Below are 17,491 nucleotides of genomic sequence, written 5' to 3'. Positions count from 1 at the left end.
GCCGCCACTTGGGCGGCTTTTTCGTTTTCAAACTCGTTATCGCAGACCGCCACTTTCAGTTATATGCGGAAGCATCTTCTACACCCGATCTGGACAAACGCTTCAGATAGAATATAATCCTATGTGATTATCAAAAATTGGAAATAATCTCTCAATTGAGAGGAATTGCGACCCGGTTTCAACGCATCATTGGAATTAAATTTCTGCGATCAATAGGACATCAACCAGATCACGGATACCAAAATGAAATTTGCTCAGATTCTCGCTACCGCAGGTATTATTCAGGCAGCCCTCTTCACTGGTGCAATGGCTGGAGAAAATCTCGACGCCATCAAGTCGGCTGGCGTTTTGAAGATCGGCACCGAAGGCACGTATGCGCCGTTTACCTACCATGACAAGGAAAACAAACTTGTCGGTTTCGATGTGGAAATTGGTGAGGCTGTTGCCGCCAAGCTCGGCGTAAAGCCGGAATTCGTGGAAGGCAAATGGGATGGCCTCATCGCAGGTCTTGATGCCAAGCGCTATGATGCTGTTATCAATCAGGTAGGCATTACCGAAGAACGCCAGAAGAAGTTCAACTTCTCCAATCCCTATATCGTTTCGAAAGTCGTTCTGATCGTCAATGACAAGGACGACACGATCAAGGATTTTGCCGACCTCAAGGGTAAGAAGTCCGCGCAATCGCTGACCAGCAACTATGGCAAGCTTGCGAAGGAAGCTGGGGCCGAGCTCGTTGCAACCGATGGCTTCGACCAGTCAATCCAGCTCGTTCTGGCGGGCCGTGCCGACGCAACGCTCAATGACAGCCTTTCTTTCCTCGACTTCAAAAAGCATCAGCCGAAGGCACCGGTAAAAATTGTGGCCGAGAAGGAGAATGCAGACGCTTCGGGCATCATTGTCCGTAAAGGCGACGACGATCTCGTAGCAGCCATCAACAAGGCTCTCGACGAAATCAAAGCTGACGGCATCTACGACAAGATTTCGCAGAAATATTTCGGCCAGGACGTCTCCAAGTAAGCGTTGTAACGGGTTCATGCGCGAAGCCGGAAGCTACTTCCGGCTTCGTTTTATTGTGATTTTAAAAAACTATTCCAAAGACATGAATGCCAGACTGTATAAGATAAGAGCGTACAGCTTCATTTCAGTCTGACTTCCAAGTATTGATGAGGAGCCGAAAAACGTGCCCGATTGGCTTCAACTGATGTTGGAATCCCTGCCCACTCTTCTGTGGGCTGGTTTGATCTTCACCATTCCCCTTACCCTTTTGTCCTTTGCTTTCGGCCTGACATTGGGATTGCTAACCGCACTTGTGCGATTGTTTGCACCACTCTGGCTTTCGTCCGTCGCCCGCTTTTATGTCTGGATATTCCGCGGCACACCTCTCCTCGTACAGTTGTTCGTGATCTTTTACGGTCTGCCAAGCGCAGGCATCTATCTTGATGCATTTCCAGCAGCCGTGATTGGTTTCTCTCTCAGCGTCGGCGCATACAGTTCTGAGATTATCCGGGCTGTCATATCCGCCGTTCCGAAAGGTCAATGGGAAGCCGCATACTCCATCGGTATGAGCTGGCGTCAGGCGCTTGCACGCACAGTCCTGCCTCAGGCAACCCGGACTGCGGTGCCGCCGCTCTCTAATTCCTTTATTTCTCTGGTAAAGGACACATCGCTCGCTGCCGCGATCACAGTGCCTGAACTTTTCCAGTCGGCACAACGTATCGTCGCGACCACTTACGAACCTCTCATCCTCTACATCGAAGCAGCCCTGATCTATCTGGTGATGAGTTCCGTTCTTTCCGCCCTGCAAGTGCGGCTTGAACGGCGCTTCGGACGCTATGGCGGCACACTGGAGACAAACGCATGATCGAGCTTCGACACATCGTAAAGCGCTTTGACGACGCTGTTATTCTCAACGATATCAATGTTGCGATAGCAGAAGGCACAGTGACAGCACTGGTTGGTCCATCCGGTGGCGGCAAGAGCACGTTGTTGCGGTGCATAAACCTGCTTGAGATTCCGACGTCGGGCACTCTTATTCTGGGTGGTCAGAGCCTGAGCTTCGAACCTGACCGCAAGCCGAGCTGGCAAGCGATCCAGTCAATCCGCCGTCAGACGGGCATGGTGTTTCAGAACTTCCAGCTCTTTCCTCATCAGACAGCTATCCAGAATGTGATGGAAGGCCTTGTTACGGTTCTAAAATGGCCAAAAGACAAAGCAAAAGAACGTGCGATGGAGCTGCTTACCAAAGTGGGCATGGCGCATAAAGCAGATGCTTGGCCTTCAACGCTCTCTGGCGGACAGCAACAGCGTATCGCAATTGCACGTGCACTGGCTCCGTCACCGCGTGTGCTCTTGTGCGATGAGCCCACCTCGGCACTTGATCCCGAGCTTGCATCTGAAGTCGTTGATGTTTTGAGCAAGCTCGCCAAGGAAGGCACGACCATGGTGATTGCTACGCATGACCTACGGCTTGCATCCAAGATTGCAAAAAATGTCGTCTTTCTCGAGTCGGGCAGTATCGTCGAAACCGGAACTGCACACGAGATTTTCACAAAGCCCAAGCAAGAGCGCACCAAACAATTCGTTGCGACAATCAACGCTGCCCATACTTACGACATCTAGGCCTAGATATATCGACTCAGTAAGGGCTTTCGCCACCAGCGAAAGCCCCCGGGCGCGCCGTTGCCTCAAATTTCATACGTGCATTCAAAAATTTCCGGCGGCTCCCCACAGCCTGCCCCTTGGTAAAACAGAAAACCACTGTTACATTATGCACAACGTAGAAATTGAAGCGCCTTGCTTGCGTCCTGACAGGTTCGCGCGGCGCCATAAGGACAAGAACCTTGAAGAACCCCGACGAGCGCACCGCCGAAATGGTGCACCAAGGGGCGTCCGGCGGACAATCGGGCAACTCGCAAGCCCGGAATCCGTCCGATAACGGCAAGCGCAGACCGCGCAAAAAAGCCGTTATAGATATCGGTAATGCCCGTAGTGCATCCGATTCAGGACGCTCAAAATCACAGGACGAGACCGAAGGCACGAACTCGCAGAGCCAGCGTAAACGGGCGCGTCGGCGTCGGCGTGGCAAGTCCGTACCTGTCGTCGAATCTTCTGCACAAAAGCCCACAGCAACTGAGGCAGAAAACAACCAACAGCGATCTCCCGGTAAAATCTCGAATCGCCGTCGTCGTGCTCGCAAGAAGAAGCAGGCACGGCAGCAAGGTGGACAGACGCCTCCGGTAGTCGAGATAACAGCAAAGGCTCAGCACAACGGTGCACGTGGGGATAACCCGCATGCTTCGGCTCAAAACAAGCGTAAGGATAGCAATGGCCAAACATTGAGGGCCGTTAACGGCGCGCACCCCGAAAAGGGCGATGCTCCGCTTTATGCTGCCTTGGATCTTGGCACAAATAATTGCCGCCTGCTGGTTGCGTCGCCGACGAGACCCGGCCAATTCCGCGTTGTGGATGCGTTTTCACGTATCGTACGATTGGGAGAGGGCTTGAGTGCTACCGGCCGACTTAGCGACAATGCGATGGATCGTGCCGTCGAAGCGCTGAAGATTTGCCGTGACAAACTTGCAGGCAAAAAAATCCGGCGTTCGCGGCTGATAGCCACCGAAGCCTGCCGCTCAGCCTCGAATGGCGAAGCGTTTTTGGAACGGGTTCTGGCTGAAACTGGACTTGAACTGGAGATCGTAGACCGGCAGACGGAAGCCCGGCTTGCTGTCTCAGGCTGCGGCACGCTGGTTACCCGCGAGACGGATGCCGTCGTGCTGTTCGATATTGGCGGCGGCTCTTCTGAAATCGCGCTGATTGATGTTTCCCGTCGCCGTTCTCCACGCCTGGCAGAACATATAATGGCCTGGACATCTCTCCCGGTCGGTGTTGTGACACTGGCGGAACGGTTCGGCGGACGTAACGTCACGCAGGAAAGCTTCGATTCCATGGTTTCCCATGTAACCGATCTGCTTGCGCAATTTGCTGAGCGTCAGTGTCTTGGAAATCTTGCGGCAAGTCCGCGTTTCCACTTGCTGGGCACATCGGGAACGGTGACCACACTGGCGGGAATTCACCTTGGTCTCGATCGTTACGATCGTCGTCGGGTTGATGGTATGTGGATGGGTGCCGACGACGTGACGCAGATGACCAACCGTCTTCTATCGTGGGATTTTGACGCCCGTGTAGCGAACCCATGCATTGGCGCAGACCGCGCCGATCTGGTATTGGCAGGCTGTGCTATTCTTGATGCGATACGCAAAATATGGCCCAGTGAGAAACTACTTGTTGCCGATCGTGGTCTGCGTGAAGGCATTTTGACCGAACTGATGTCGCGCGATGGCGCATGGCGACACAATCGCGCGACAGGCGCTAGAAACAGGCACTGATAATGAGCAAGGCAAGCGGAAACAAAGGCGGAGTAAAAACTGGCGGTCGCGGTGGTGCGGGTTCCAGCAATCTGCAGGTGCGCGTGAAGAAGAAGGCCGGCACGATCAAGGAATCATCGCGCCGCTGGCTTCAGCGTCACTTGAACGACCCCTATGTTCATAAATCCAAGCAGGATGGGTATCGTTCGCGAGCAGCCTATAAGCTCATTGAAATCAATGATCGTTATGATCTGCTCAAGAAGGGTCAGAAAATCATCGATCTCGGCGCTGCGCCGGGTGGCTGGTCGCAGATCGCCGCCAAGATCGTAGGTTCAACCGACGAGAACCCGCATGTCGTGGGCATCGACTATCTACATGTCGATCCCCTGCCCGGAGTTGTGCTGCTGGAAATGGATTTCCTTGATGATGAGGCCCCGCAAAAGCTGATGGACGCGCTCGGCGACAAGCCAGATCTCGTCATTTCAGATATGGCTGCACCAACCACCGGGCACCGCCGTACTGACCACCTGCGTACAGTGCATCTCTGCGAAGTCGCTGCTGATTTTGCCATTTCGGTTCTGAAGCCGGGCGGGCATTTTCTCACCAAGACATTCCAGGGTGGCACGGAAAACGAACTCCTGGCACTACTCAAGCAGAAATTTCGCTCCGTGCATCATGTAAAGCCGCCGGCATCCCGCGCCGAATCCGTCGAGCTTTATCTGCTTGCCCGCGACTTCAAGGGCTAAGGCTTATTTTCCGGCGGAGGTGCTCGCAGCTTCTACGGTTGCGCGTTCTTTGCTGTGATGTTTAACGACAGTCGGTGCGGCAAGTTCCTTGCCAGCATCCGGTGCGAGCCGAGCGAACCAAAGGAACGCCAGGGCTGAAACGGCAGCAACCACAAAGAATCCGATGTGGAAGTCCACCAATTCTAGAGGAGCCCCGCGCAGCGACGTACTGATTTCTAGAATACCACCTGCCAGTGCCACACCAATAGCAATGGAAACCTGTTGGGCAACGGCGGTGATAGGCGTCGCCTGACTTGTCTTTTCATCCGGTATTTCGGCGAAAGCCAGCGCGTTGACACCAGTGAAGAACAATGAACGTGCAAAGCCTCCTACCAGCAGAAAACCGATGATGATCCAGTAGGGTGTTGTCGGTGTGAACAAACCATTAATGGCAATGAAACAGGCTGAAATCAGAGACCCTGCCATCAGAGCGCGCCGGAAGCCGACACGGACAAAAATACGCTTTGCTCCGAATTTCATGCTGATAGCGCCAATCGCCGAAACGAAAGTCATCATACCGGACTGAAACGGCGTCAGGCCGAAACCAAGCTGGAACATCAAAGGCAGCAGAAATGGGATCGCGCCAATCCCAAACCGGAAGATACTTCCGCCGATAACGGCAGAACGAAATACCTGATTATCGAAAAGCTTAAGATTCAGCAGAGGATCATCAACTCTCTTCGCATGGTGAAGATAGAGAACAGTACAGACAATGCCGATTGCAAGAGTTGTAAAGCCAACCGCAGGTGGCAAAGCTGGCAGGCTGACGACCGACAGTCCGAACACAACGCCCGACATTGCGATCCCTGAAAGAAAGAAGCCCGTCCAATCAAGGCGCTTTACGATACGCTCGTCTGTGTCGGGCAGAAACCGTGTCGCGAACCAGATGCCGACGAAGCCAATCGGCACGTTAATCAGGAAAATCCAGTGCCAAGTCAAAAAGGTGGTGATGAAGCCGCCAACCGGTGGGCCGACCAGAGGGCCGACCATCGCGGGGATCGTCAGCCAAGCCATAGCTGACACGAGTTCACTGCGCGGGGTCGAACGAATAAGCACAAGACGACCAACTGGCGTCATCATCGCACCGCCCATGCCCTGCAAAAACCGTGCAACAACAAAAGCGGCCAATGAGTTCGATGCTGCGCAGGCAACAGAGCCAACCACGAATACCGCGATCGCCGCCCGGAAGACATTTTTGGCACCGAAGCGATCCGCCATCCAACCGCTTACCGGTATGAAAACCGCGAGCGCAACAAGGTAGGCCGTCAACGCCAGCTTGAGTGCTATAGGGCTTGTGCCGATGTCAGCAGCGATAGCGGGAAGCGACGTCGAGATCACGTTCGAATCCATCTGTTCCATGAACAGAGCTATAGCCAACACAAGGGGAATGATGCGATTCACGGTAATGTTCCGAAACAACGGATATGAAAGAACCGACTATCCTATGTCGCGCTGAGCTAAACATTGCTAGTCGGAACGGCGTCACATTGCGGTGAATGTGCGATAAAATCAGTAATTTATCACCATTTTGAGCCAAATATCCTTCTCGATGTAGAATCTGCCCAGTATCTCACGCCAGATTTCAGTCGTTCACATTTGCGTAAAACGGGGTTGCGCTTCCCGTAACAGCTTGTTACATTTCGTTACAGTTTCACGAGGCTTCGAACCGGGTGGGGGGCCGCTCCGGTTCAAGGAGGTAGGAAATGAACGATATTACAAGAACCGCCATCATCTATGGGATGATGATCATTTCACTCAACACAGCGCTTGCGGTTGGCCTTCTCGGGCTAGATTTCTTGCGTTAAAGTGTGCCCCTAAACAAAGTTTTTTGCCCTCCAGGCAGACATGAAGAAGAGCGCTTTCAATAAAATGGAAGCGCTCTTTTCGTTTCACGCAGCTTCCGCTCTCTTGGCAGAGGCTGCACTATGTACCTTATGATTAGAGAACTCTTTCCTGACTGCTCGGATCAAAGAAAACCGACTTATCCAGGTTGAATGCAAGCTGGGCTGACTGTCCTGCAGTAATGCGGGCATCCGCACGCAGCCGCGCCACGACATGCTTGCCACCCAGACGCGTGACGGCAAATGTATCCGATCCCGCTGGCTCAACAACATCGATCAGACAATCCCCTTCCACGACAGCGTCTGCATTGCGATCAGCTCCATCTAGATCGGTGAGTGCTTCAGGACGAATACCGAAGACAATATCCTTGCCTTCGTACGCGCCTAATCCTTGAGGCGCCGCCTTCAATGGCAGCTTCAGCGGCTCGTCCTCACCGCGTCCAAGATGAATCGCATAACCCGATCCGTTTTTTTCGACCCGCGCAGTCACCAGATTCATCGCTGGTGATCCCATGAAATCAGCAACGAACATGTTAGCCGGATTGTTGTAAATCTCGGCTGGAGTTCCGAATTGCTGCAAGATTCCATCCTTCAGAACTGCAATCTTGGTTGCCAAGGTCATTGCCTCGATCTGATCATGGGTTACATAGACGATCGTGGTCTTCATCCGGCTGTGTAGCCGTTTAATCTCAGTGCGCATGTCGACACGCAGCTTGGCATCGAGATTGGAAAGCGGTTCATCGAACAGGAAGACTTGAGGATTGCGCACCAGAGCGCGTCCCATGGCTACACGCTGACGTTGACCACCTGAAAGCTGGCTCGGCTTGCGGTCCAGCAGATGACCGATCTGCAGAATATCGGCAACTTCCTGAATAGCCTTGTCGCGTTCAGCCTTCGGAACCTTACGAATTTCCATACCAAAAGCGATATTCCCGGCAACTGTCATGTTCGGATAAAGCGCATAGGACTGAAAGACCATCGCAATATCGCGCTGCGACGGGTGCAAGCCGGAAACCGTCTTGCCATTGATAGCAATGTCACCAGACGTGATTGGTTCGAGCCCGGCGATAGTGTTCAGCAATGTTGATTTACCACAACCAGATGGGCCGACGAGGACGAGGAAACCGCCCTCGTCGATCTCGATATTGATATCCTTCAAAACCGAAACATTGCCGTAGGACTTGTAGAGGTCGGAAATTTTCAGAAAAGACATTTGCAACTTATCCCTTAACGGCACCGGACATCAGACCACGTACGAAATAGCGGCCAGAAACGATATAAACGATCAGCGTCGGCAGAGCCGCCAAGATGGCTCCTGCGAAGTGGACATTGTATTCTTTGACGCCGGTGGAAGAGGAAACCAGATTGTTGAGCGCAACCGTCATCGGCGTGGAATTCGCACCAGAGAAGGAAGCCCCGAACAGGAAGTCGTTCCAGATATTGGTGAACTGCCAGATCACGGACACTACGATGATCGGTCCTGAGGATGGCAGCAAAATACGCCAGAATATCTGGAAGAAGCTTGCTCCGTCTATTTGGGCAGCCCGAACCAGTTCTGTTGGGAAGGCTTCATAATAATTGCGGAAATAGAGCGTCGTAAATCCGATGCCATAAACCACATGCACGAGGATCAGTCCCCAGATCGTGCCAGCGATCCCCAGAAAACCAAGAACACGCGCCATCGGAATGAGCACGATCTGGAACGGAATAAAGCACGACAGAAGCAGCAGGCCGAAAAAGATGTTCGATCCACGAAATTGCCATTTGGTCAGGACGTAACCGTTCAACGCGCCGACAATGGTTGAGATTGCAACGGCTGGAACGACCATCAGGATCGAGTTGATGAAGAACGGCTTCAGCCCGGTGGGCTGAACCCCAATCTGAGCTGTCGACCAGGCAGATAGCCACGGATCAATGGTCCACTGCTGCGGCAGGTTCAACATCCCGCCCTGGCGGATTTCTTCAAGGGGTTTGAAGGAGTTAACCAGCATTACATAGAGCGGCAACAGATAGTAGAAAGCGAAGAGCAGTAGCGCAGTATAGATCAGCGCACGCGTTAGCTTTCCACTGTTGATGGCATTGTCTTGCGACTGGGCGCTCATGATCGCGACCCTCCGCGAATTTCAGAGTAAAGATAAGGGATAATGATCGAGAAGATCATTGCAAGCATGATGATTGCAGATGATGCACCGATGCCCATCTGGTTGCGTGTGAAGGTGTAAGAATACATAAACGTCGCAGGCAACTCCGTGGCCTGGCCCGGCCCACCGCCGGTCAGCGCGATAACGAGATCATATGCCTTGATCGCCAGATGAGCGAGAACCACGAAAGCGGACAGGAAAACCGGACGCATCAACGGAATAATGATGCGGCGATAAATGGTCCCCGTGGATGCTCCATCTATCTGGGCAGCCTTGATGATTTCATTATCCACGCCGCGCAATCCTGCGAGGAACATCGCCATCACAAATCCGGAAGATTGCCATACGGCAGCAATCACCAGACAGTAAATTGCCATGGTATTGCTCTTGATCCAGTTGAAGGAGAAACTCTCCCAACCCCATAAATGCATTGTATTTTCCAGACCAATGCCCGGATCGAGAAACCACTTCCATGCCGTACCAGTGACGATGAAAGACAGCGCCATCGGATAGAGATAGATCGGGCGCAGAATGCCTTCACCACGAATCTTCTGGTCGAGGAGGATTGCGAGAAATAGTCCGATAACCGAACAGATGATGATGTAGAGCGATGCAAAGATTGCCAGATTGGTGATCGCGCGCCACCAGTGCGGCAAAGCCCAAAGTTTGGTGTAGTTCGTGAGAGCGACGAAACCATAGGATGGTAACATTCGACTATTGGTTAGCGAAAGAACACCTGTATAGATGATGAAACCATAGACAAACACGAGCACTATCAGAAAGCTCGGTCCCAGAACCAGCTTTGGCACCAGTTCCTGTAATCGGCTGTTACGCTGCATATTTGCGTCACCCTGTTCACGCCGCCGGAAACCAGGCCAATTATCTGGCGAAGGATCCGGACATCGGTTTGATTGGCAATCCGGTGCTATTCTATGACACGCAACCGAATGCACTTAATAAGCTCGGCCTGCTGCAATTTCCGATGGAAACATGCAGACCTAAATCATGCAATTGTTGTTTTGATTTCTGGCCGTTGCTGCCAGCACTTTAAAATGCGCGCCCATATTCAGAACGCCTGGAATGAAAAGCGTCCGGGAAGAATATCCCAGACGCCCATATGCTGTTACTTGGCAGCTTCGACAGCCGACACGAGTTCCTTGACGGCATCTTCCGAAGAAAGCTGACCGTTAAACTGGCGTGTTACAACGTCATAGATCGCGTTCTTGACTGCAGCCGGATTAGCATAGCCATGGGCCATGGAGCCCAGCATCGTGCCCTTTTCACTCGCTTCCTTTTCGTCGGCGATAGCCTTCTTGCCGCAAGCATCGAAGTCAGTGTCCGGTACGTCGGTGCGCGCCGGAGCAGATCCCTTCACCACATTGAAGGCCGACTGGAATGTCGGGCTTTCAATCGCCGAGGCCATTTCAAGCTGCGCCGGAACCTTATCTTCCGAGACCTTGAACATAGCGAACATATCGGAATTGAAGGTGATAGCGCCCTGCGTACCCGGATAGCGCATGCAGACAAAATCCTCGCCCGGCTTCTTGCCAGCCTTGATGAATTCGCCCTTTGCCCAATCGCCCATGAACTGAAGACCAGCTTTGCCTTCAATGACCATAGCGGAAGCGAGGTTCCAGTCGCGACCGGAGAAATTGTCATCAACGTAGGACCGCAACTTCGTCATACGGTCGAAAGCCTGCTTCATCGTATCGCTGCCGAGAGTTGCAGGGTCGAGATCGATGAAAGCTTTCTTATAAAAGTCGGTGCCATAAGACAGGACGACCGCATCAAAAATGGTCGCGTCCTGCCAAGGCTGTCCACCATGAGCGATCGGCGTGATGCCCTGCTCCTTGAATTTATCGAGCAAAGCGATCAGTTCATCCCAGTTGGCAGGTTCCTTGCCGCCAGCCTTGTCGAGTGCCGCCTTGTTGATCCACATCCAATTGGTGGAGTGAACATTGACCGGAGCAGCGATCCAGTGGCCATCATATTTGGCGAATTCCTGCAAAGGAGCCGGGATGACCTTTTCCCAACCTTCCTTGTTAGCAACCTCATCGAGGTTGCCAAGGGCACCCTGCTCCGCCCAGTCGCGAATGTCGAAGCCAAGCATCTGCACCGCCGTCGGCGCATTGCCCGCTGTGACGCGCGCACGCAGCACTGTCATAGCTTCCGTACCGCCACCACCGGCAACCGGCATATCGGTCCAGCTGATACCCTTCTTTTCAAGATCTTTCTTGAGAACGTCGAGAGCCGCAGCTTCACCGCCAGCGGTCCACCAGTGCAGAACTTCAACATTCTGCTTGTCCTGCGCGTTGGCAACAGGGGCCATTCCGGCGAGCAAAGCACAGGCGGCCGTACCCATCGCAGCGAGCTTCAAAAGTTTATGCATGTCTACCTCCCGTAGAAACAAACGAAACCATAACTATCGGATATCCGGACAAGCCATTGCTTCTCCATGGTAATCCGTCTCGTCATTCCCATCCGCACCTCCTCGGCACGGACCCAGAACCGGCTGCTCCAAACAGCTGACCCCGCTATTTACTGCCGCAATACGATGCGAAAGCATCTGCTTTCACCTGTGCTCGGCCATCCTTCACGACGTTTTCCTGAAATCCTCCATCCCACTCATACGCCGCTTCAGCACAATTGACAACGTTGTCTTTCATGGATGCGAAATATCCGCAAGACAAGATGTGACCATAGGATAGGCTCATAACCCGCCAGGGTGTCAATATCCCTTGATTGATAAAATCGGTGAAATTTAATCGATTAGAATCAAAGAGCGAATTTCCATCGGAAAAGATCTTATAAATTAACCACTTAGCCTCAACGAAGTGCTCTGCATCGCACTTCCTGTTGCATTGCACCCTCAATATGCCCTCTTCAACCTGAAAAATCGGAGACAGAAATCCTCCTCAATTCACTGGACAAGCGTGTTACGAGAGCATAGTTTCGCGGCGCTTGCACAATGGTGTGCGGGCTTGTTCTCGGGGCGGGGTGAAACTCCCCACCGGCGGTATGAAACGAACGTTTCGAGCCCGCGAGCGCCTGTACAGAGGCCGATTCGGCTTCAGTTCAGGGTCAGCAGATCCGGTGAGATGCCGGGGCCGACGGTTAAAGTCCGGATGGAAGAGAGCGATTGAGCGTCAGGATCATGCCCTTGGGCATTATCTATGCGTTCTTTTGTGCGCCCTGATTCTAGTTTCGCGAGGAACCTATGAACCAGAGCTATCCGAACAAAACTTCATTCAAGATTGCATTCATTCAAGCCCGCTGGCATGCTGATATTGTCGACGAAGCCCGCAAGAGCTTTGTCGCGGAACTATCAGCGAAAGCTGGCACTAGCGTGGAAGTGGAAATCTTCGACGTTCCTGGTGCCTATGAAATCCCTCTCCATGCCAAAACCCTCGCCAAGACCGGCCAGTATGCGGCCATCATCGGCGCGGCGTTGGTCGTAGACGGTGGCATTTATCGGCATGATTTCGTGGCAACTGCCGTTATCGACGGCATGATGCAAGTCGGCCTTGAGACTGAAGTTCCGGTTCTCAGCGTCGTCCTGACGCCGCATCATTTCCATGAAAGCAAGGAGCACCATGACTTCTTCCATGCCCACTTCAAGGTGAAGGGCGTGGAAGCAGCCAATGCGGCGTTACAACTCATTAGTGAACGCAGCCGTATAGCGGCCCTCGCATAAAGATGTTCAGACCGGCCTTATTGTAGAGGCCGGTCATTCTCCGACGACGCGTTCTCGGTGAGCATAAACGTCGAACTCACCGCCTCGCACCAACGCAACAAGTGTCAGATTCGATTCCAGAGCTGTCCGAATGGCAAGTGCCGTCGGAGCAGAAATCGCCGCCAGAACCGGCGCTCCAAACATGACTGCCTTCTGCACCATTTCGACCGATACACGGCTGGTGATCGCAATGATCCCGCTTTCCGGCGAGGAACCGATACGCGAGACGGCACCGACGAGTTTATCCAAAGCATTGTGACGTCCAACGTCCTCACGCACGGCTATGAGGCCCTCACGTGGAACGTAGAAACCCGCAGCATGAACCGCATGGGTTTGCGCATTCAGCAGTTGTCCTTCCGCAAGCGACGAGATAGCCATTGAGATATCGCGCGGGGCAAATTTTCGGCTGTTCTCGCTGAGCGCCCCAAGCGGCCGCAGAGCGTGTTCGATGGAATCTATGCCGCAGAGACCACATCCGACTGGACCGGCCATAAATCTGCGTCGCGCTGCAAGTCTCTGCTCGGGGCGTTCGGACAGTCTGATCTGAACGTCAATGCCTTTCTCGAAGGCTACCACCTCAACCGCTTCTATCTCCGAAACATGATCGACGATATTCTCGGTAAGAGTGAAACCGATCGCGAAGTCCTCAAGATTGTCAGGAGTAGCCATCATCACGGCTTGCGTTGAGCCGTTATAGCTCACTGCCACCGGTACTTCTTCCGGTACAATGCGTATACCCTCATGGAAGCTGGACGCACGATGCGCGAGGCGCGCAGCACTCTGACTTATCTTGTGGATCGTCATCTTACTTGCTTACCTGCCATCGCATCAATCCTCCCAACAGTTTCATGTGGCATGAAAACAACTTTTATGTAAGGTGCCACCGGACAAGCCGTCGCAATTTGGATGGCAAGTGAGGAAAAGATGGATATTCGCCAAGTAGACGACAATTACTCGGTTTCGGGCCAGATCGAACCCGACGATGTGCGCGATATTGCTGCGGAGGGATTTCGCACGATCATCTGCAACCGGCCTGATGGCGAAGGTGGCCCCGAGCAACCTCAATTCAGCGAAATTGCACGTGTGGCAGAGAAGGCTGGACTTGCAACCTATTACATTCCGGTCATTGGCGGGCAGTTGACGCAGGAAGATGTGGATGCGATGGCAGCAGCGTTGGATGAAGCCGAAGGACCCATTCTTGGCTACTGCCGATCAGGTGCACGCTCTACGAATATTTACGGGATCGTGCAGCAGCAAAAGCGCGGATAAAAAACGAGCGCAAACTATGAGGGCGGTGAAGCCGCAAAGGCATTTCTACGGTCTTTGCAAACATGGCGATCACCGTCCCGAGAGCCGGGTGCGACCCGAATGGACAACGCGCGATGTATGAGCGGAATATTGACGATAATAGCTCATCCCAGTACGTGTGACGGTCGCAACCACACCGCCCAGAACGAGAAGCCAGCCAATAGCCTGTGGCCAGTTGAAGCTTTCAATCCCGCCACTCAGTGCAACAATGAAGATACCCGCCCAGAGCAACGACGCCGTGCGCCGCCAGAATACCGGGTTGATCTCATCAAAGACAGCCTTCCACAGTGAGTGTACAAGGCAGGCGAAGAAAAGGGCAGCGGCCAACCCGATATTGAGCAACTCGACTGGCAGCCATTGTTGCGAAGTAAGCATCGTTTCCATCATCCACTTCACCAAGATGCGCATCGAGAAATTCTGTTACGAGATTTTCGCTACGATCCAAAGTACTGTTACTGTTCGTCCTATTCAGCTTTCGCTTTGTGGCCGCAACGTGTTAGAAGCACGGAAAGCTCCTTCGGATAAATTCACTTATTATTGCGATAACGCGAAATATCGTGTTGAAAACATTAATCTATTCGCGGAGCAGGATCGGGTTCACCCCATGTAACCCATTCCAGGAACAAAGAAATTTGCATTTCCTGCTCAGAAGGTTCCACTGGGCTATTTCATTCACAATCGCATCATATGACAGCGGTGTAACAATTCGGCACAGCAAAATGGCCTCAGCAACACCGAGGTCGCACAGTTATTCACATGTCTGCAGTTTATCAGCTGGCTTTTACTTGCCCCTCGCCCTTCTTGCGGGGAAGCATCAATGATGGGTCCACGGCAGCTGGCGCGTTGGCGGGACGCCCGAAAAGAAAACCCTGAACCTGTTCACAGCCCTCTTCGGTCACCATGCGATGCTGATCGAAGGTTTCTATACCTTCGGCTACCACAGGCAGATCCAGACTACGCCCCAATCCGACGATGGCTCGTACGATGGCCCGCGCACTAACATCAGTTTCCATACTGGTGATAAAGCTGCGGTCTATTTTAATCTTATCGAACGGGAAACTTTGAAGATTGCTGAGCGAGGAATAACCGGTGCCGAAATCGTCCATAACGATACGAACACCCAGCTTTTTCATGCGACGCAACAGCTCAAGTGTCGTCAACCGATCCTTCATCAGCGCAGATTCCGTGACCTCCAGTTCCAATCTTTCTGGATTCAGACCAGTTTCCTTGAGGGCCGAACCGACCGTATCGGGTAGATTAACCAGTCGAAACTGCACCGGCGAAAGATTTACCGCTATGTTCAGGTGCTTGTCCCATCCGGCAGCCGTGCGACAAGCCTCACGCAGAACCCACTCGCCCAAAGCTATTATTGTTCCCGTTTCCTCAGCGATTGGGATAAAAACTTCCGGCGGTATCTGGCCACGCTCTGGATGGTTCCAGCGAACCAAAGCTTCATAACCTGTGCAGCTTCCGTCAGCCGTCGCGAACAATGGCTGATAGGCAATACTGATCTGCCCGCGAACCATCGCGTGGCGCAAATCGGCCTCCATCTGGCGACGTTCGCTTATCTCACGGTCCATTTCCGGTGAGTAGAATGCAACCGTACCCCGCCCTTCCGTCTTAGCCCGATAAAGGGCAATATCTGCCGCATGCCGAATTGCTTCAACGTCCTTGCCGTCACTCGGATATACAGCGACACCAATGCTGACACCGACAGCAGTCGGATCGAGCACGGTATTCAGTTCTGATCGGAAGGTCTCCAGAATCTTCTCAGATAGTTTTCGCGCACCTTTGGGTTGTGGCACCCCCACCTGTAGAATGATAAACTCGTCACCACCGATACGTGCAGCTGTGTCTATGCCGTTGATGGATCGCTTCAGAATGTTGGAGACCGTTTTCAATACACGGTCGCCTTCTGCATGACCGAAAATATCGTTCACGGCCTTGAAGCGGTCCAGATCGAGCGCCAGTACAGCGAAAGGTTCACGGTTACGGCGCGCTACAGCATTCGAAAGACGCTCCTCAAAAAACATGCGGTTAGGTAAATCAGTGAGTGCGTCATGCCGCGCCATATGTTCGATTTGGCGCTGGGCCGTGCGTTTTTCGGTGAGGTCGCGAACGGCCAGAACCTCACAAGGACGCCCCTGATACTCAATCGTGTGAACTGCAAGTTCAAAAATGCGCTCGTCATTTGGGAATCGCGGCGCGGCCTCAATTGCTTCCGAACGGGGGGCACAGACGGGAAGTCCATCAGCCGCCAATAACAGGGTATCCGGCGCAACGCCAGCGAGCGCCTTTTCACTACGTCGCATAAGTTCAGAAAACCGAGCGTTCATTTCAACGATTCCACCTTCTCGGATCACCGCCAAACCATCCAGCGTAGCGTTCGCAAATCCCTTAAGGTCTGTCATGTAACGGTCTACGAATACGGCAACAATCGTCGTTAGTGCGACGACACAAACAACTGCAGCTATGGCACCAATCAACCAGAGACGACCTATGCCAAGCGGATCGGCCGCTGGAAGAGTGGGATTCGGAACCAACTCAGTTGACGCAACAGTTGTAAAATGAAGCGTACAAACCGCGAGTATCCCTCCAACAGTCGGAAGTACAATACGCATCCAACCCGATGCATTTGTCACAAACCAAAAAGCGGCTATGAGCAATAGAGTCGATATAATGCTGCCGACGAGGACCGGTGGAAGATCATAGCGCACATTAGCTGCAGCTTTGATCGCACTCATGCCGGTAAAATGCATTGCCGCAATCGATAACGTCGCAGAAACGGCAGCGATCAGAATATTGCTGAAAGTCGGCCCCTTGAGAAATCGCAGACTTAGCCAAAAGCCAAGTACAGCTATCACCGCCGAAAGAACAGTGATTGTGAAGTCAAACTCGATAGCCACCGTGCCGCGATAAGCGAGCATGGCTACGAAATGGGTCGCCCACACACCCAACCCACCCGCAAACGCACTCGTTGCCAGCCAATTGTCGCGGCGGCTTTTTGTGCATTCTCGCGCACGTGCTAGCAATAGGAAAAAGGCAAACATACTTGCAAATGAAATAGATGCAGCCAAGACAACAAAAGGCTGATCGTGCTGTACTGCCACGCATTCCAGGACTTTAAACATACCGCCCCGCTTTAGTCCGAAGTGCACTTCTTATAAAAATACAACAAGAGGCATCACTCAGACTGTGCTTTTTCCCTGGACAAAACTACCAATAACTATTTAAGCAAATCTGAATTCCGTAATATACAAATCTGTGTTTTCTACCCATTAAAGAGGGACACCGTGCGAATATCGCGCCGAATTGATGA

The 17,491-nt window shown here is 52.7% G+C and carries 15 protein-coding genes and 1 riboswitch; of the genes, 7 read left to right on the top strand and 8 right to left on the bottom strand.

Features of this window, described 5'->3' with window-relative positions:
• Nucleotides 1–243 precede the first annotated feature (243 nt).
• From HWX93_RS14570 to HWX93_RS14550, 5 genes are all read left to right on the top strand, one after another.
• On the top strand, nt 244–1,017 hold the full coding sequence (locus HWX93_RS14570) for an amino acid ABC transporter substrate-binding protein (RefSeq protein WP_176037739.1): 774 nt from the start codon (nt 244–246) through the stop codon (nt 1,015–1,017).
• A gap of 163 nt (nt 1,018–1,180) precedes the next feature.
• Nucleotides 1,181–1,861: an ABC transporter permease subunit gene (locus HWX93_RS14565; protein WP_109986464.1), complete on the top strand. Its 681-nt coding sequence runs from the start codon at nt 1,181–1,183 to the stop codon at nt 1,859–1,861.
• The gene (locus HWX93_RS14560; RefSeq protein ID WP_176037738.1) at nt 1,858–2,619 is read left to right on the top strand and encodes an amino acid ABC transporter ATP-binding protein; all 762 of its coding nucleotides are present in this window, start codon (nt 1,858–1,860) and stop codon (nt 2,617–2,619) included. The genes HWX93_RS14565 and HWX93_RS14560 overlap by 4 nt, the downstream gene beginning before the upstream one ends.
• A gap of 221 nt (nt 2,620–2,840) precedes the next feature.
• The gene (locus tag HWX93_RS14555) at nt 2,841–4,385 is read left to right on the top strand and encodes a Ppx/GppA phosphatase family protein (protein ID WP_176037737.1); all 1,545 of its coding nucleotides are present in this window, start codon (nt 2,841–2,843) and stop codon (nt 4,383–4,385) included.
• 2 nt (nt 4,386–4,387) lie between these two features.
• On the top strand, nt 4,388–5,110 hold the full coding sequence (locus HWX93_RS14550) for an RlmE family RNA methyltransferase (protein WP_109986461.1): 723 nt from the start codon (nt 4,388–4,390) through the stop codon (nt 5,108–5,110).
• A gap of 3 nt (nt 5,111–5,113) precedes the next feature.
• On the opposite strand, the gene HWX93_RS14545 is transcribed toward HWX93_RS14550, so the two are convergent.
• From HWX93_RS14545 to HWX93_RS14525, 5 genes are all read right to left on the bottom strand, one after another.
• Nucleotides 5,114–6,550 (bottom strand): DHA2 family efflux MFS transporter permease subunit, encoded by a 1,437-nt coding sequence (locus HWX93_RS14545; protein ID WP_176037736.1) that lies wholly within the window; start codon nt 6,548–6,550, stop codon nt 5,114–5,116.
• Between the two features lie 537 nt (nt 6,551–7,087).
• A complete protein-coding gene (locus HWX93_RS14540) occupies nt 7,088–8,203 on the bottom strand; it encodes an ABC transporter ATP-binding protein (RefSeq protein ID WP_176037735.1) in 1,116 nt (371 codons plus the stop codon).
• Between the two features lie 7 nt (nt 8,204–8,210).
• Complete coding sequence (locus HWX93_RS14535) at nt 8,211–9,092, bottom strand: carbohydrate ABC transporter permease (protein ID WP_176037734.1); 882 nt, start codon at nt 9,090–9,092, stop codon at nt 8,211–8,213.
• Complete coding sequence (locus HWX93_RS14530; protein WP_176037733.1) at nt 9,089–9,970, bottom strand: carbohydrate ABC transporter permease; 882 nt, start codon at nt 9,968–9,970, stop codon at nt 9,089–9,091. Before HWX93_RS14530 ends, HWX93_RS14535 begins: the two co-directional genes overlap by 4 nt.
• Before the next feature lie 284 nt (nt 9,971–10,254).
• On the bottom strand, nt 10,255–11,520 hold the full coding sequence (locus HWX93_RS14525; RefSeq protein ID WP_176037732.1) for an ABC transporter substrate-binding protein: 1,266 nt from the start codon (nt 11,518–11,520) through the stop codon (nt 10,255–10,257).
• Between the two features lie 590 nt (nt 11,521–12,110).
• Nucleotides 12,111–12,272, top strand: a riboswitch (FMN riboswitch).
• Nucleotides 12,273–12,348: 76 nt separating this feature from the next.
• Between HWX93_RS14525 and HWX93_RS14520 the strand changes: the two genes are divergently transcribed.
• On the top strand, nt 12,349–12,825 hold the full coding sequence (locus HWX93_RS14520) for a 6,7-dimethyl-8-ribityllumazine synthase (protein WP_109986454.1): 477 nt from the start codon (nt 12,349–12,351) through the stop codon (nt 12,823–12,825).
• 33 nt (nt 12,826–12,858) lie between these two features.
• Here HWX93_RS14520 and fdhD read toward each other — a convergent pair whose 3' ends face one another.
• Nucleotides 12,859–13,668 (bottom strand): formate dehydrogenase accessory sulfurtransferase FdhD, encoded by an 810-nt coding sequence (gene fdhD, locus HWX93_RS14515; RefSeq protein WP_176037731.1) that lies wholly within the window; start codon nt 13,666–13,668, stop codon nt 12,859–12,861.
• Nucleotides 13,669–13,788: 120 nt separating this feature from the next.
• Here fdhD and HWX93_RS14510 point away from each other — a divergent pair, with 120 nt between their 5' ends.
• The gene (locus HWX93_RS14510; RefSeq protein ID WP_109986452.1) at nt 13,789–14,133 is read left to right on the top strand and encodes a TIGR01244 family sulfur transferase; all 345 of its coding nucleotides are present in this window, start codon (nt 13,789–13,791) and stop codon (nt 14,131–14,133) included.
• Between the two features lie 69 nt (nt 14,134–14,202).
• Here the strand turns inward: HWX93_RS14510 and HWX93_RS14505 are convergent, their stop codons facing one another.
• Both HWX93_RS14505 and HWX93_RS14500 read right to left on the bottom strand, forming a co-directional pair.
• A complete protein-coding gene (locus HWX93_RS14505; protein ID WP_176037730.1) occupies nt 14,203–14,580 on the bottom strand; it encodes a hypothetical protein in 378 nt (125 codons plus the stop codon).
• 362 nt (nt 14,581–14,942) lie between these two features.
• The gene (locus tag HWX93_RS14500) at nt 14,943–17,303 is read right to left on the bottom strand and encodes an EAL domain-containing protein (protein WP_176037729.1); all 2,361 of its coding nucleotides are present in this window, start codon (nt 17,301–17,303) and stop codon (nt 14,943–14,945) included.
• Nucleotides 17,304–17,491 lie beyond the last annotated feature (188 nt).

Origin of the sequence: Brucella tritici (genome assembly GCF_902825325.1) — a bacterium.
Taxonomy (GTDB): domain Bacteria; phylum Pseudomonadota; class Alphaproteobacteria; order Rhizobiales; family Rhizobiaceae; genus Brucella.
Note: the sequence above shows the minus strand (reverse complement) of the source record. Positions and strands in the feature narration are given on the sequence as shown.

Excerpts from the sequence above, each read along its gene's own strand:
- HWX93_RS14520 (WP_109986454.1), top strand. The coding sequence starts at position 12,349 with ATGAACCAGAGCTATCCGAACAAAACTTCATTCAAGATTGCATTCATT.
- HWX93_RS14530 (WP_176037733.1), bottom strand. The coding sequence starts at position 9,970 with ATGCAGCGTAACAGCCGATTACAGGAACTGGTGCCAAAGCTGGTTCTG.
- HWX93_RS14535 (WP_176037734.1), bottom strand. The coding sequence starts at position 9,092 with ATGAGCGCCCAGTCGCAAGACAATGCCATCAACAGTGGAAAGCTAACG.
- HWX93_RS14560 (WP_176037738.1), top strand. The coding sequence starts at position 1,858 with ATGATCGAGCTTCGACACATCGTAAAGCGCTTTGACGACGCTGTTATT.
- HWX93_RS14500 (WP_176037729.1), bottom strand. The coding sequence starts at position 17,303 with ATGTTTAAAGTCCTGGAATGCGTGGCAGTACAGCACGATCAGCCTTTT.
- fdhD (WP_176037731.1), bottom strand. The coding sequence starts at position 13,668 with ATGACGATCCACAAGATAAGTCAGAGTGCTGCGCGCCTCGCGCATCGT.
- HWX93_RS14505 (WP_176037730.1), bottom strand. The coding sequence starts at position 14,580 with ATGCGCATCTTGGTGAAGTGGATGATGGAAACGATGCTTACTTCGCAA.
- HWX93_RS14570 (WP_176037739.1), top strand. The coding sequence starts at position 244 with ATGAAATTTGCTCAGATTCTCGCTACCGCAGGTATTATTCAGGCAGCC.
- HWX93_RS14550 (WP_109986461.1), top strand. The coding sequence starts at position 4,388 with ATGAGCAAGGCAAGCGGAAACAAAGGCGGAGTAAAAACTGGCGGTCGC.
- HWX93_RS14540 (WP_176037735.1), bottom strand. The coding sequence starts at position 8,203 with ATGTCTTTTCTGAAAATTTCCGACCTCTACAAGTCCTACGGCAATGTT.
- HWX93_RS14510 (WP_109986452.1), top strand. The coding sequence starts at position 13,789 with ATGGATATTCGCCAAGTAGACGACAATTACTCGGTTTCGGGCCAGATC.
- HWX93_RS14525 (WP_176037732.1), bottom strand. The coding sequence starts at position 11,520 with ATGCATAAACTTTTGAAGCTCGCTGCGATGGGTACGGCCGCCTGTGCT.